Source organism: Enterobacter cloacae complex sp. P43RS (assembly GCF_014930585.1).
Classification (GTDB): Bacteria; Pseudomonadota; Gammaproteobacteria; order Enterobacterales; family Enterobacteriaceae; genus Enterobacter; species Enterobacter bugandensis.
On the sequence record NZ_JADBRJ010000004.1, the window covers coordinates 389,632 to 403,175 of the forward strand.

Genomic DNA, 13,544 nt, shown 5'->3' on the forward strand with positions numbered 1-13,544 from the left:
CTAGTCTCCAGTATCTATCAAATCAATCTGCTCGGCATGCAGAACCATTTTGCTCAGGCCGTTCTTTGCCTTGTGGCAAGAGATGAACCCCTGAACGATTACTGCGCTACCGACCGTTAAACTGTGAGTAATGGCCTGGTTTTCGTGTCCGCTAATAATAACGGGCATTTGGCACCACGCCTGCCGGTGAAACCCGGCTTCCTCTTGCACAGAACGATGCTCAAGCACGAACTGGCAATGCGGAATTCCTGATGGACTGACCTTTCGAAGGGGAGCCCTGCATACGATGCCGGACAACGCCAGACGGTTGGTCATCAGAAATTACTCTTCAGAATCCCCAGCATCAGAATCATCTGCGGTTTCGTTTGCGAAATCATCGCGACGCTCACGGCGCTCGTCTTTCGCTTTAACCATCGGAGATGCTTCGGTAACTGCGTTTTTGGTACGCATAACCATGCTGCGGATAACGGCATCGTTGAAGCGGAAGGTAGTTTCCAGCTCATCGATAACTTCCTGCGGCGCTTCAACGTTCATCAGAACGTAGTGTGCTTTGTGCAGTTTGTTGATCGGGTAAGCCAGCTGACGGCGGCCCCAGTCTTCCAGACGGTGGATCGTACCTTCTGCACCAGTGATGGCAGCAGAGTAACGCTCGATCATACCCGGAACCTGTTCGCTCTGGTCAGGATGGACCATAAAAACGATTTCGTAATGACGCATCGAATTGCTCCTTACGGATTATTCAGCCTCCTGTCTGGGTCAGCCGAGGCCCGGGGAGGCAAGGAACGTGTTAAAGGTCGGCTGAAAAATTGACGCGTCATAATACTTGCCCCCCCCAGGAAACTCAAGCTGATTGCACAAATAATTCGCACAAAGCGTAAAGCTGGTCTAAGTGGGTGATTTAAAATTAATCGCATCAGGAAGCGTTGTTTTTTTGAACAACTGCATCAGAAATGGTCACGCATCCCCGCCGGAGGAATGATTACACTTTAATCAGAGCTCAACTGAATTAAAGAAGGAGTATTTCCCTCACACAGCACGCAGTCGTGGAGCGCATATCATGAAAAAAATCGCAGTAGCCATAATGGCGGCGCTTTTGCTCAGTGCAAACGCGATGGCAGCCATCAAAATAGACGGCCGGCAGGCCAGAAACATGGATGATGTGCACAGCTTGGGCGTAATCTATATCAATCATAATTTCGCCACTGAAAGCGAAGCAGATCGGGCACTAAATGAAGAGACCGATGCCCAGGGCGCAACCTATTACCACGTGATGTTAACCCGTGAGCCCGGCAGCAACGGCAATATGCACACCAGTGCAGATATCTACCGGTAACCTTTAACGCTAGCACCAGGAAAGCCAACAACGAGAACATAGCCATAGTTGAAGTTGCCCCCTGTCCGGGGGCTTTTTTTGTGAATGGCTCCGGAATACCACCGGTTACAACTGTTTTCGGTATTCCAGAGCACTTATTCACTTCTGCCCGTAGTAGGCATTCGGGCCGTGCTTGCGCATGAAATGCTTGTTCATCAGGTAATCGTCAATGCCCTGAAGCTGTGGATTAATGTCGCGGGCAATCCACGCCATGCGCGCCACTTCCTCCATGACAACCGCATTATGAACGGCGTCGTGGGCATCTTTTCCCCAGGCGAACGGGCCGTGCTGATAGACCACAATACCCGGCGTATGCAGCGGTTCAGTTTCTCCCAGCGTTTCAATAATCACCTTGCCGGTGTTGCGTTCGTACTCCCCTTCTACTTCAGCCTGCGATAATGCCCGCGTGCAGGGAATGTCGCCGAAGAAGTAGTCTGCATGCGTCGTGCCCAGCGCCGGGATGGGCAACCCCGCCTGTGCCCAGGCGGTGGCGTGCGTGGAGTGGGTATGCACAACGCCACCCAGCGATGGATAACGCTGGTACAGCGCCAGATGGGTCGCCGTATCAGAAGAAGGACGCCATTTGCCCTCAACGACGTTTCCTTCGAGGTCGACCACCACCATATCGTCCGCTTTCATGATTTCATACGCCAGGCCGCTCGGCTTGATCACCACCAGACCTTGTTCACGGTCGATGGCGCTCACGTTGCCCCAGGTGAACGTTACCAGGCCATAGCGCGGCAGATCCATATTGGCCTCAAAGACCTGCTGTTTCAGCTTAAGCATGTTCAGCCTCCAGTAACCCCGCGCGCGCCATACGCTCGCGCACCCAGTCCCGCGCTTTTGCCACTTCCGCAGCCGGATCGTCTGACGTTTCGCTCCACATCTCAATCAGATAAGGCCCGCAATAACCTGTCTGTTTGAGCGTCTCGAAGCACCGTTCGAAATCCACCACCCCGGTGCCGAACGGTACGTTTTTAAACACGCCAGGGCGGGTATCTTTGACGTGCACCGCCACGATATGCCCGATGCCCGCCTGCAGCTCCATCTGCACGTCGTTATCCCAGGCCGACAGATTGCCGATATCCGGATAAAGCTGGAACCAGGGGTTATTCAGATAGTGCGCATAGCCCAGCGCCTTGCTGATGGAGTTCATCAACGGGTAGTCCATGATCTCCATCGCCAGCGTGACCTGCGCGCGGCTTGCCATCTCAACGCTCTCTTTCAGGCCGTCACGGAAACGACGGCGCGTTTCGTCGTTGGCTTCCTGATAGTAGACGTCGTAACCCGCCAGCTGGATCACGCGGATGCCGACATCCTGCGCAAAACGAATGGCTTTGCGCATGATCTCCAGCCCTTCAGCGCGCACGGCATCGTCTTCACTGCCGAGCGGAAAACGGCGGTGGGCGCTCAGACACATGGACGGCACGCGCACGCCGGTTTCGGCAATGGCGCCCACCAGCGCCAGGCGCTGCTCGCGACGCCAATCCAGGCGAGAAAGGCGCACATCCGTCTCATCCACGGACATTTCGACAAAATCGAAACCCAGCTGTTTTGCCAGCCGTAACCGCTCCAGCCAGCACTCCCCTGCAGGGAGTGCCTTTTCATAAATGCCAAGCGGGACCTGTTTTGACAACATACCCGCTCCTTAACCCCAAAGCTGAGCGATTGAGCGTTTGAACTGACGCGCCGCTTCCACCGGAGATGCCGCGTCGCGAATGCTGCGGCCAGCGATAAAGACGTGAATAGGGATGCCCTGGAACAGCGGCAGATCTTCCAGCGCCAGGCCACCGGTGACGGTGACTTTGAAGCCCATATCCGCCAGACGCTTAATCGCGCTGATATCCGCTTCGCCCCACGCCACGCCTGCGGCTTGCGCATCGCGGCTGCGGTGATACACCACCTGCTGGATGCCCGCATCGCGCCACTCCTGCGCCTGCTCCCAGGTCCAGAAGCCGGTCAGTTCAATCTGCACGTCGCCGTTAAACTCTTTTGCCACGTCCAGCGCGCCTTTGGCGGTGTTGATATCCGCACAGCAGATCACGGTGACCCAGTCGGCGTTGGCTTCAAAGCACATGCGGGAAAGGATTTTGCCTGCGTCAGCAATCTTGGCATCCGCCAGCACGATTTTGTGCGGATAGAGCGCTTTCAGGTCACGAACGGCGCGCACGCCTTCGCCCACGCACAGAATGGTCCCCACTTCGATGATATCCACCTCTTCCGCAATCAGGCGGGTGGTTTCGTAAGCGTGAGACAGCGTCTGGTTATCCAGCGCAACTTGCAACATTGGTAATGACATGTTCAATTCCTCTTAAACGGCCGCCGCAGTGGCGTTATCAATTAAATCCAGCACTTCCTGCGCGGTGCGGCAGGCGCGTAAACGGTCAAAATTGGCTTCGTCATCAAACAGGTTGACGATCTGCATGATGCCCACCTCCTGGTGGGTGTTGGCATCAACGGCCGCCATGGTGATGAGAATGTCGACCGGGTCGTTATCTTCGTGGTTGAACACCAGCGGCGTTTTCAGCGTCACCAGTGCAAAACCGGTTTTCTTGACGCCCTCTTCCGGGCGGCCGTGCGGCATGGCCAGGCCCGGCGCAATCACGAAATAGGGGCCGTGCTGCGCCACGCCATCCAGAATGGCCTGGTAATAGCGCGGCTCGACAACGTCCGCCTTAACCAGCAGATCCACACTCAGCTTCACCGCTTCCTGCCAGGTGCTGGCGTCGGCCTGTAAAAGGATGGCGTTATTCTCTGCCAGCGAATCACGTAGTTTCATGTGGTGTCCTTACTTCACGTCTTGTGGGAAGTGTTCTTTGATCACTTCCAGCAGTTTTGGCCCGAAATCCGCAGGCGACAGCATGTTGCGCACGCCTACCACATATTTGTTGCCCGACACGCTAATCTCACCGGCAATATGAGTTGAAGCGATGATGATGTCCGCGCCGTTCAGTTCACTTTTGTATTCACCCACTGCGCAGCTGTTCACCGTGTGGTCGATGTTTGACTGGGTCAAAAACTGGTCCACTTTCATCTTCATGATCATGGAGCTACCTTGCCCATTGCCACACACAGCCAGGATACGTACGGTCATAATCGAAACTCCTTAATGAGCAGACACTTCTGCTGTTTGTTTTTCCGCATCTTCTTCAGCTCGCAGCGAACGGCCAGCGAAGAACATATAAGCCAGAGCAATCAGGATGATGACGGCCATAAAGGCCAGACCGACGGAGGCAAAGCCCTGCATCATCGGCGGTGCCAGAATTGACCAGTCCGCCATGCCCATCCAGGCGCTCATACCGGTGAGCTTGACCGCCCACACGCAACCGAAGATTTCCACCATGCCCATCACCAGGCAGATCTTGAGCGCCGCGCGCCAGCCGCCGAAGTGGTTCGCAAACACGCCAATGGTGGCGTTGGAGAAGAACATCGGGATAAAGCCAGGAATGATCAGGATTGAGGAGCCGCAGCCCACCAGGATGCCCACCGCAATCAGCTGGCCGATGGTGCCCCACATAAAGCCCCAGACGACGGCGTTTGGCGCAAAGCTATAGATAGCCGCGCAGTCAATCGCCAGTACCGCACCAGGGATCAGGCGCTGAGAGATGCCGTTAAAGGCTTCCGACAGCTCGGCGACGAACATACGCACGCCCTGAGTGATGATGAAAATCGCTACCGCGAAGGAGAAACCGGTCTGCAGGATATAGACCGTCCAGTGGGTTTTACCCGCCATCGCCTGCACGACGTCAATGCCGAAAGAGAGCAGAATGGCGCCGAAAAAGAGGGTCATCACAATCGCCGTTGAGACGATGTTGTCGTGGAAGATATTCAACCAGCCAGGCAGTTTGAGGTCTTCGACACTCTCCTCTTTTTTGCCCAGGTACGGCGCAACTTTATAGGCAATCCAGGCGGCAAACTGCTGCTGGTGACCGATGGAGAAGCCACAGCCGTCGGTCACGATCTGCGTTGGCTTGTACATCATGTTGGAGGTGATACCCCAGTAGAGCGAGACCAGCACCGCGGTGCAGATAATCGTGGTCCACATTGGGTAACCGAAGATATAGAGAGAAACCGCGATCAGCCCCGCCTGCTGGAACATGATGTGCCCGGTGAGCATGATGGTGCGAATGCCGGTAATGCGGCGCAGGAGCACGTAAATGATGTTCAGCGCCAGCGCGAGCAGCACCGCATACCCCACCCAGCTATAGGCATCCCCCATGCGATCGATGGTCGCCATCATTGAGGCGTACGTATCAGAGATAGCGCCGTTGATGCCATACACTTCCGACATTTTAGCGACGACCGGCTTAAACGTGCTGGTCAGAATGCCTGACCCCGCCTGCAACAGCATGAAACCGATAATGGTTTTGATGGTGCCTTTAATAATCACGCTGACGCTTTTGCGCAGTAGGATGTACCCCAGGCACGTCACGATACCCAGCAACAGCGGGGCGTTGGTCATTACCTGATTAAAGAAAACGGTAAAGACGTTGTAGAGGATCTCCATAACTCTCTCCAGAAATGAGAACACGAGGGGCAATCCCTGTGCGGTTGGTGCCATCACTCTATTAATCACAAATAATCACCACAAGATTGCATTTGATTATTTGTGACGCATCACGCAATTTATTTCCATGCTGTTAGTAATGATTTTCACTACCGCACCACAAAAATAAATTAATCCTTATAATTCATGGAATTAATGTTTAATGCAGGATAATCTAACAAGTAAAGAGTGGAGAGTCCGTGAAGTCGCGCAGATAAAATTCCGCACTTTCACCATTGCAAAGCACGTCAAATAGTGCCAGCATTAATCATAACGAATCACCATGTGATTATTTTTGATTAAACCAGGAGTCAAAACGATGAGTAAAGTGAAAACCATTACCCGTGAGTCATGGATTCTGAGCACCTTTCCGGAGTGGGGTAGCTGGCTGAACGAAGAGATCGAGCAGGAACAGGTTGCTCCTGGCACGTTTGCAATGTGGTGGCTGGGCTGCACCGGTATCTGGCTGAAATCTGAAGGCGGCGCCAATATCTGCGTCGATTTCTGGTGCGGCACCGGCAAACAGAGCCACGGTAACCCGCTGATGAAAAAAGGCCACCAGATGCAGCGTATGGCCGGCGTGGAAAAGCTCCAGCCGAACCTGCGCACCACGCCGTTTGTGCTTGATCCTTTTGCCATTCGCCAGATCGATGCCGTGCTTTCTACTCACGATCATAACGACCATATCGACGTGAACGTGGCGGCAGCGGTGATGCAAAACTGCGCGGACGACGTACCGTTTATCGGGCCGCAAACCTGCGTAGATCTCTGGATTGGCTGGGGCGTGCCTAAAGAGCGCTGCATCGTGATGAAGCCTGGCGACGTGGTGAAAATTAAAGACATTGAAATCCACGCGCTGGATGCCTTTGACCGTACCGCGCTGATTACCCTGCCGGCCGACCAGAAGGCTGCTGGGGTACTGCCAGACGGCATGGACGAGCGTGCGGTGAATTACCTGTTCAAGACGCCGGGCGGCTCCCTGTATCACAGCGGTGATTCCCACTACTCTAACTATTACGCGAAGCACGGCAACGAACATCAGATTGACGTGGCGCTGGGCTCGTACGGGGAAAACCCGCGCGGTATTACGGACAAAATGACCAGCGCCGATATGCTGCGCATGGCGGAAGCGCTCAACACCAAAGTAGTGATCCCGTTCCACCACGATATCTGGTCAAACTTCCAGGCCGACCCGCAGGAAATCCGCGTGCTGTGGGAGATGAAAAAAGACCGCCTGAAGTACGGCTTCAAGCCCTTTATCTGGCAGGTAGGCGGCAAGTTCACCTGGCCGCTGGACAAAGACAATCTCGAGTATCACTACCCGCGCGGCTTCGATGATTGCTTCACCATTGAGCCGGATCTCCCGTTCAAATCCTTCCTCTGATTGTGAGGCCACATCGCCAGACCCTGTGTCTGGCGATTTCATATTTATTTTAGTAATTTCACGCTATTTCAAATATCATCTTTTCAAATCAATTCTTATCGGAATAGCTCATGACGGAAGCGCAACGGCATCAAATTTTACTGGAACTCCTGGCGCAAACAGGGTTTATCACCGTCGAGAAAGTGATCGAACGTTTAGGGATCTCCCCCGCCACCGCGCGGCGAGACATCAACAAGCTGGATGAGAGCGGCAAGCTGAAAAAAGTCCGCAACGGCGCAGAAGCCATCAGCCAGCAGCGTCCACGCTGGTCGCCGATGAATATTCATCAGGCGCAGAATCACGATGAAAAGGTACGGATTGCCAGAGCGGCATCACAGCTGGTGAACCCCGGTGAGAGCGTCGTCATCAACTGCGGCTCCACGGCGTTTTTGCTGGGCCGTGAAATGTGCGGCAAGCCGGTGCAAATCATTACCAACTATTTGCCGCTGGCTAACTACCTGATCGATCAGGAACATGAAAGCGTGGTGATCATGGGCGGCCAGTACAACAAAAGCCAGTCCATCACGCTCAGCCCGCAGGACAGCGAAAACAGTCTCTACGCCGGGCACTGGATGTTTACCAGCGGCAAAGGCCTGACCGCTGACGGCCTGTATAAAACCGATATGCTGACCGCGATGGCGGAACAAAACATGCTCAACGTGGTGGGTAAGCTCGTTGTGCTGGTCGACAGCAGCAAAGTCGGTGAACGCGCAGGCATGCTGTTCAGCCGCGCAGAACAGATCGACATGGTGATCACCGGCAAAGGGGCGAATCCCGAGATCCTCCAGAAGCTGGAAGATCAAGGGGTGAAAGTCCTGCGCGTTTAAAGATGCTTGCGGAAAAACGCCACCGTGGCGTCCAGCGCCGCTGGCGTGATGCGGTGACGGACGCCTGATTCCCACAAACAGGTCAGATTAGCGTCCAGTCCTTCATTCTTTAACGCCTGCTGCAGGCGGAAGGTTCCATCGGGCGGGACAACATCGTCCGCATCACCGTGCCATAGCAGCAGCGGGCGATCGGCCAGGCGCGTCAATGCCCGGGTCACTTCCCACTCTGCCAGCATCGGCGTAATTTCCGTTAAATCCTGAGGGGGGAAAAGCGTCTTCGCCAGCGAGGTAAAATAGCCCGAGCCCATCAGACAGGCGACAGATCGCACGTCAGGATGATGCGTCATAATCCCCAGCGCCGTCATGCCGCCCATCGACGCCCCGGCCACCGCCAGCCGATTGTCGGCCACCAGCCCTGCCTCATAGAGCGCATCGCGCAACCCGGCAAACTCGGTCAGGCTGCCGTGCAGAATGTGCCAGAACTGCCCCAGTCGCGTCCGCTCATTGCCCGTAAAGCGCGCGCCGTGGTCAGGCGCATCCGGCATTACCACGCGAAAACCTGCCTGAGCCAGCGCCACTGCAAAATAACTGTAAACCAGTTTCGATGAGGTAAACCCATGATAAAAAACCACAACAGGCAGCGATTTATCACGTTTCCCTGCCGGCACAGCGTGTAAAATTTCATGGTCGCCGAGATGGCGTATTTCAATTTCAATCATTGTCGACCCTGTACGAATGAATGATTCATAATGTTGAGAACTGGATTACGGTTTGACGCTATTTTCATTCGAAAATTACGTCCCAGATAACACTTCGGGAACATTCCCCCAAAACTAAATTCGCAGACAACTACACTATGGCTAACAGGAAACGAGATATGGTTATGCACAGGTTTGCTGCTTTATTGCTGGTGTTTCTGCTCAGCGGCTGTAGCGCACTGCAGGGCACACCGCAACCCGCTCCCCCGGTTGCCGATCATCCGCAGGAGATTCGTCGTAATCAGACGGAAGGATTACAGCGAATGGGCACCGTCTCCGCGCTCGTTCGCGGTTCGCCGGATGACGCAGAAGACGCAATAAAGGCACAAGCCGTCGCTGCCAAAGCAGATTATTACGTCATTATTATGATCGACGAAACCATCATAACGGGGCAGTGGTATTCACAAGCCATTTTGTACCGGAAATAATGGTTTACCTTTGAACGACATTTACACTGCTTTGCGTCCATAGACATTTTCCTGTCCACAATAAACTCCATGCCAGCAACAAGGAATGGGAGTTTATTCGCGAAGGATTGCCCGGCGGATACCGGAAATATGTGAAATGGAGCTGACGATGAAACGAACTCTTGCTTTGACCTCTCTGTTGCTCTCTGCAGGCCTGGTGAGCACCACCGCGCAGTCAGCAGAATTCGCCAGTGCGGATTGCGTAACAGGTCTGAATGAAATAGGCCAGATCTCCGTCAATAACATTCCGGGGAGCCCGCAAGACGTTGAACGTATCGTGGCATTAAAGGCCGATGAACAGGGCGCGTCATGGTATCGCATCATCCAGATGCAGGAAGATAACCATATCGACCAGTGGCGGGTACAGGCCATTCTCTATGTATAAATCCTTCCTGATAAAAGCCACTTATTTTTAGTGGCTTTTCGTTTTTGCAAATTTTTTATCTAATTTAAAACCACTCTAAAACAATAAAATAACATTTTGTTACATTAATTCAGTAAACGTAATCTCCGCTCTGCCGTTGAAGAACCATACCTTTTCAATGATGAGCAATTTATGATCAATGTTTTCCGCCGTGCGGGCCTTGGAACAAAGCTGTCGCTGCTGACGGGCGTCAGTGTCGCCACGCTGTTTCTGCTTTTCACTTTCCTGCTCAGCCAAAAAGCCAGCCAGCAGCTTGAAGCCCTCGCGGTAGAAGATCTGCATAATCAGTCCACCGGTATGGTCGACATGGTGCAGATGTTTAATACCAGCCTGAGCGAAGAAGTCGAAAGCTACACCAGACTGTTTACGACATTTCTGCCCCAGCCGTTTAGCGTCGATACTCAGCAGACCCGGAACATAAACGGGCTCGCCGTTCCCCTGCTGAAAGGTGGCGACGCTGAACTCCATGAAAATACAACGTTTTCTGATGATTTTCTGAGCCGTACGGGAGCGATCTCAACGCTGTTTGTTCGCAGCGGTAACGACTTCATTCGCGTTGCCACCTCCCTGCGCAAAGAGAATGGCGATCGCGCTATGGGGACGGTTCTGGACACGAGCAGCCCGGCGTTTGCCTCCGTCACGAAAGGCGAGGTGTACCGCGGCCTGGCGCTCCTGTTTGGCAAGCGCTACATAACCCAGTACCAGCCCGTGAAGAACAGTGAAGGTCAGGTTATCGGGATCATCTTCGTTGGGGTAGATATCACTCACTCCTGGAATGTCATGCGCGAGAAAATCCTCAACCGCCGCCTGGGCGAGAGCGGGCACTTCTTCGTGCTGGACCGCAGCAACGGCAAAACGCGCGGTCAGTATCTGTTCCACGCCAGCGAAGAGGGAAAACTGCCGAAGTGGGATAGCGCCACCCAACAGCAGCTGTTGAGCGATTCCTCAGGCTCGCTGGAACGCGTAAGCGACGACGGTCGCACGCTGAAAATGGCCTATACGCCGCTGCCCGGCTGGAACTGGACCATCGTCGGTGAAGTGGATAAATCAGTCCTGCTCTCAAGCGTTAACGCTATGCGCGACCGTTTCCTGCTGGCCGGCGTAGCGTTGTCTGTCCTCTTCGCGGGCCTGTTTGTGATACTTATTCGCCGGATGCTGACCCGTCCGCTGCGTAACGTGATTGACCTTGCCCGCCAGTATGCCGCGGGCGATCTACGCTCCAGCCTGCCCGTGACCCGCCAGGACGAGGTTGGCCAGCTGGTTGAAGCCATTAACGGTATCGGCGATGGGCTACAAAAAATTGTCCTGCAGGTCCGCGAGGCCGCGGGCGAGATCCATCTGGGCACCAATGCGCTGGCCTCCGATACCGGAGACATCTCCGAGCAGATCAACAAGCAGGCTAGCAGCGTTGAGGAGACCTCCGCCAGCATGGAGCAACTGGCCGCGACCGTGCAGCAAAATGCCGCCAACATGGAGCAAACGCAGCAGCTGGTAGGTGAAACCTCGCGCGCGGTTCATCAGGGTGGTGAAACGGTGACCCATGCGGTTGCCACCATGGACGACATTCGCGAAGCGTCAAAACGTATCGAAGACATCACCCGCGTGATCGAGTCCATCGCGTTCCAGACTAATATTCTGGCGCTGAATGCGGCGGTAGAAGCGGCACGCGCAGGCGAGCATGGAAAAGGTTTTGCCGTGGTCGCGCAGGAAGTTCGCGCCCTGGCAGGTCGAAGCGCCAACGCGGTGAAGGAGATTGAACATCTGATTGGCGATACCCTGCGAAAAGTGGGCGAAGGCCATGCGCTGTCTGAACAGACGCGTCTGGCGATGGATTCCATCATCGTTCATATCGACAACATCAGCCAGCTGGTCACGGAGATTAACCACGCGTCACGCGAGCAGTCCGCGGGGATCGGCCAGGTCAATCTTGCCATGACCCACATTGGCGAAGCGTCGCATATCAATGCCGATCGCATCTCACGCAGCGAGCAAACCGCACGCACGCTGCGCGAGAAAGGGTCACACCTTACCCAACTGGTCAGTCTGTTCCAGCTTAAACGCTAGCCAACCCTGCCCGTGGCGCGCAGCAGCAGATCGCTTTGCACCTGCACATTCATGAGCGTACCGCCACGGGTATCCAGCATCATGCGGCACCACGCCTGCGCCACGGGCGGCGATGCGTGCCGCAGCATCTGGCTGCCGGCCCCCAGCAAAAAGAGCTGCTGAGCGATCTCCCTCCCCTGCGCCTCCTGCGGTTTACGCAGCTTTTGCTGAAGCTGCCGCCAGCTGCGGTCAAAGTGTCTGTCCTGTCCTTTGACCTGGGCAAACTCGTCGGCAAGCAGGTCGTGGATACCTGACTGCTTCGCCAGCACCCGCAGCACGTCCAGGCACATGATATTGCCCGATCCTTCCCAGATGCTATTCACCGGCATCTCACGATACAGGCGTGGAAGTTCATTCTCCTCGCAGTACCCGACGCCGCCGAGTGCCTCCATCGCCTCCGCCACGAACGGAATGCCCGCTTTGCACACGCTGAATTTTGCGGCCGGGGTAAAAAGCCGCGCCCAGGCGGCCTCCTGCGGGTCGGTGCGGTTATCCCACGCCCGGGCCAGACGGAACAACAGCGCCGTATGCCCCTCCAGCACCAGCGCCATACGGCTCAGCACTTCACGCATTAGCGGCTGATCGATAAGATTTTTGCCGAAGGTCTGACGCTGATGGGCATGGTACAGCGCCACGGAAAGCGCCCGGCGCATTAGCCCGTGGCTGCCCAGCGCGCAGTCGAAGCGCGTCAGCCCGCCCATCTTCAGGATTTGCCGCACGCCTTCTCCCTCTTCACCCAGCAGCCAACCGGAGGCATCGAGGAACTCCGCCTCGCTGCTAGCGTTCGAGCGGTTGCCGAGCTTGTCTTTCAGACGTTCCAGCCGTACGGCGTTGCGCTGTCCGTCGGGTAAGAAACGCGGGACAAAGAAGCATGACAAACCGCCTTTCGCCTGCGCCAGCACCAGATGCGCATCGCTCTGCGGCACGGAGAAAAACCACTTGTGGCCCACCAGACGGTAGCTGCCGTCGCTGCATTTTTCCGCTCTGGTGGTGTTGCTGAGCACGTCCGAGCCGCCCTGCTTTTCCGTCATTCCCATGCCGATCAGCAGGCCGCGCTTTTGCCCACCCGGCGCGAGATGGGGATCGTAACGGTCGCTCATCAGCGGCGTTAACCATTCATGAAACGGTTTGGGCAGCGACTGCTGCAACAGCGGCGTGGCGGCGAAGGTCATGGTCACCGGGCATAACGTCCCCGCTTCTACCTGAGCATGGAGTACGAAGCGCGCGGCCCTGGCGACGAAAGACCCTTTTCGTGCCTCTTCCTCCCATGCCAGATTATGTACCCGGTTAGCGCAGAGCCCCTGCATCAGCAGGTGCCATGCCGGATGAAAGCGAACGTCATCCAGCCGCTCACCCGTGGGGTCGTAGCGTAATAGCTCCGGCGGATTCACGTTCGCCAGCCTGCCCAGCTCCAGCGGCTCCGCCGTGCCTAACTGTTGTCCAATGCTGGCAAGAAGATCCATATCCCACTCGGCACCCTCGCGCGCAACCGCGTCGCGCAGGGCGCAGTCGGAGAGGAAAAGGTTGCTGTTAGAGAGTGGGGCTGGTTGATTAAAAACGGTATGGGTCTGCCAGTGCATGCTGTCTCCCTCCTTCAGTGGCAATGAAGGTAAGTATGGACAGA

Annotated in this window: 16 protein-coding genes; 6 read left to right on the plus strand and 10 right to left on the minus strand. The window is 55.4% G+C overall.

The window, feature by feature from the left end:
• On the minus strand, window positions 1-315 hold the full coding sequence (gene priB / locus IM294_RS11095; RefSeq protein ID WP_028015270.1) for a primosomal replication protein N: 315 nt from the start codon (window positions 313-315) through the stop codon (window positions 1-3).
• 6 nt (window positions 316-321) lie between these two features.
• The gene (gene rpsF, locus IM294_RS11100; protein WP_014068637.1) at window positions 322-717 is read right to left on the minus strand and encodes a 30S ribosomal protein S6; all 396 of its coding nucleotides are present in this window, start codon (window positions 715-717) and stop codon (window positions 322-324) included.
• A gap of 340 nt (window positions 718-1,057) precedes the next feature.
• On the opposite strand from rpsF, the gene yjfY reads away from it, so the two are divergent.
• Window positions 1,058-1,333, plus strand: a complete 276-nt coding sequence (gene yjfY, locus IM294_RS11105) for a DUF1471 family protein YjfY (RefSeq protein WP_126817971.1) — start codon at window positions 1,058-1,060, stop codon at window positions 1,331-1,333.
• A 138-nt stretch (window positions 1,334-1,471) separates the two neighbouring features.
• Here the strand turns inward: yjfY and IM294_RS11110 are convergent, their stop codons facing one another.
• Genes IM294_RS11110 through ulaA form a run of 6 tightly spaced genes read right to left on the minus strand, consistent with a single transcriptional unit; the run spans window position 1,472 to window position 5,879 of the window.
• Entirely contained in the window at window positions 1,472-2,158 is a 687-nt protein-coding gene (locus IM294_RS11110; RefSeq protein ID WP_126817972.1) for an L-ribulose-5-phosphate 4-epimerase, read from the minus strand.
• Window positions 2,151-3,011 carry an L-ribulose-5-phosphate 3-epimerase gene (locus IM294_RS11115; protein WP_045259632.1) on the minus strand — a complete coding sequence of 287 codons (861 nt, stop codon included), beginning with the start codon at window positions 3,009-3,011 and terminating at the stop codon, window positions 2,151-2,153. Before IM294_RS11115 ends, IM294_RS11110 begins: the two co-directional genes overlap by 8 nt.
• A 9-nt stretch (window positions 3,012-3,020) precedes the next feature.
• Entirely contained in the window at window positions 3,021-3,671 is a 651-nt protein-coding gene (gene ulaD, locus IM294_RS11120) for a 3-keto-L-gulonate-6-phosphate decarboxylase UlaD (RefSeq protein WP_023334265.1), read from the minus strand.
• 12 nt (window positions 3,672-3,683) lie between these two features.
• On the minus strand, window positions 3,684-4,151 hold the full coding sequence (ulaC, locus tag IM294_RS11125; protein WP_045259633.1) for a PTS ascorbate transporter subunit IIA: 468 nt from the start codon (window positions 4,149-4,151) through the stop codon (window positions 3,684-3,686).
• A 9-nt stretch (window positions 4,152-4,160) separates the two neighbouring features.
• Complete coding sequence (ulaB, locus tag IM294_RS11130; RefSeq protein ID WP_003856022.1) at window positions 4,161-4,466, minus strand: PTS ascorbate transporter subunit IIB; 306 nt, start codon at window positions 4,464-4,466, stop codon at window positions 4,161-4,163.
• A 12-nt stretch (window positions 4,467-4,478) separates the two neighbouring features.
• The gene (ulaA, locus tag IM294_RS11135; protein WP_028015265.1) at window positions 4,479-5,879 is read right to left on the minus strand and encodes a PTS ascorbate transporter subunit IIC; all 1,401 of its coding nucleotides are present in this window, start codon (window positions 5,877-5,879) and stop codon (window positions 4,479-4,481) included.
• 358 nt (window positions 5,880-6,237) lie between these two features.
• Here ulaA and ulaG point away from each other — a divergent pair, with 358 nt between their 5' ends.
• Both ulaG and ulaR read left to right on the plus strand, forming a co-directional pair.
• Complete coding sequence (gene ulaG, locus IM294_RS11140; protein WP_006810379.1) at window positions 6,238-7,302, plus strand: L-ascorbate 6-phosphate lactonase; 1,065 nt, start codon at window positions 6,238-6,240, stop codon at window positions 7,300-7,302.
• A 110-nt stretch (window positions 7,303-7,412) separates the two neighbouring features.
• Window positions 7,413-8,168 carry an HTH-type transcriptional regulator UlaR gene (ulaR, locus tag IM294_RS11145; protein WP_024907324.1) on the plus strand — a complete coding sequence of 252 codons (756 nt, stop codon included), beginning with the start codon at window positions 7,413-7,415 and terminating at the stop codon, window positions 8,166-8,168.
• On the opposite strand, the gene yjfP is transcribed toward ulaR, so the two are convergent.
• On the minus strand, window positions 8,165-8,887 hold the full coding sequence (yjfP, locus tag IM294_RS11150; RefSeq protein ID WP_126817973.1) for an esterase: 723 nt from the start codon (window positions 8,885-8,887) through the stop codon (window positions 8,165-8,167). The genes ulaR and yjfP overlap by 4 nt on opposite strands.
• A 137-nt stretch (window positions 8,888-9,024) precedes the next feature.
• Here yjfP and bsmA point away from each other — a divergent pair, with 137 nt between their 5' ends.
• The 3 genes from bsmA to IM294_RS11165 all read left to right on the plus strand — a co-directional run bounded on the left by bsmA (window position 9,025) and on the right by IM294_RS11165 (window position 11,881).
• Window positions 9,025-9,354, plus strand: coding sequence for a biofilm peroxide resistance protein BsmA (bsmA, locus tag IM294_RS11155; protein ID WP_028015263.1), 330 nt, complete (start codon window positions 9,025-9,027; stop codon window positions 9,352-9,354).
• Between the two features lie 136 nt (window positions 9,355-9,490).
• Entirely contained in the window at window positions 9,491-9,778 is a 288-nt protein-coding gene (gene yjfN, locus IM294_RS11160; protein WP_032644956.1) for a DUF1471 family protease activator YjfN, read from the plus strand.
• Between the two features lie 171 nt (window positions 9,779-9,949).
• Entirely contained in the window at window positions 9,950-11,881 is a 1,932-nt protein-coding gene (locus IM294_RS11165) for a methyl-accepting chemotaxis protein (RefSeq protein WP_126817974.1), read from the plus strand.
• On the opposite strand, the gene IM294_RS11170 is transcribed toward IM294_RS11165, so the two are convergent.
• Window positions 11,878-13,500, minus strand: a complete 1,623-nt coding sequence (locus IM294_RS11170) for an isovaleryl-CoA dehydrogenase (protein WP_126817975.1) — start codon at window positions 13,498-13,500, stop codon at window positions 11,878-11,880. The two genes, IM294_RS11165 and IM294_RS11170, sit on opposite strands and share 4 nt — an antisense overlap.
• Window positions 13,501-13,544 lie beyond the last annotated feature (44 nt).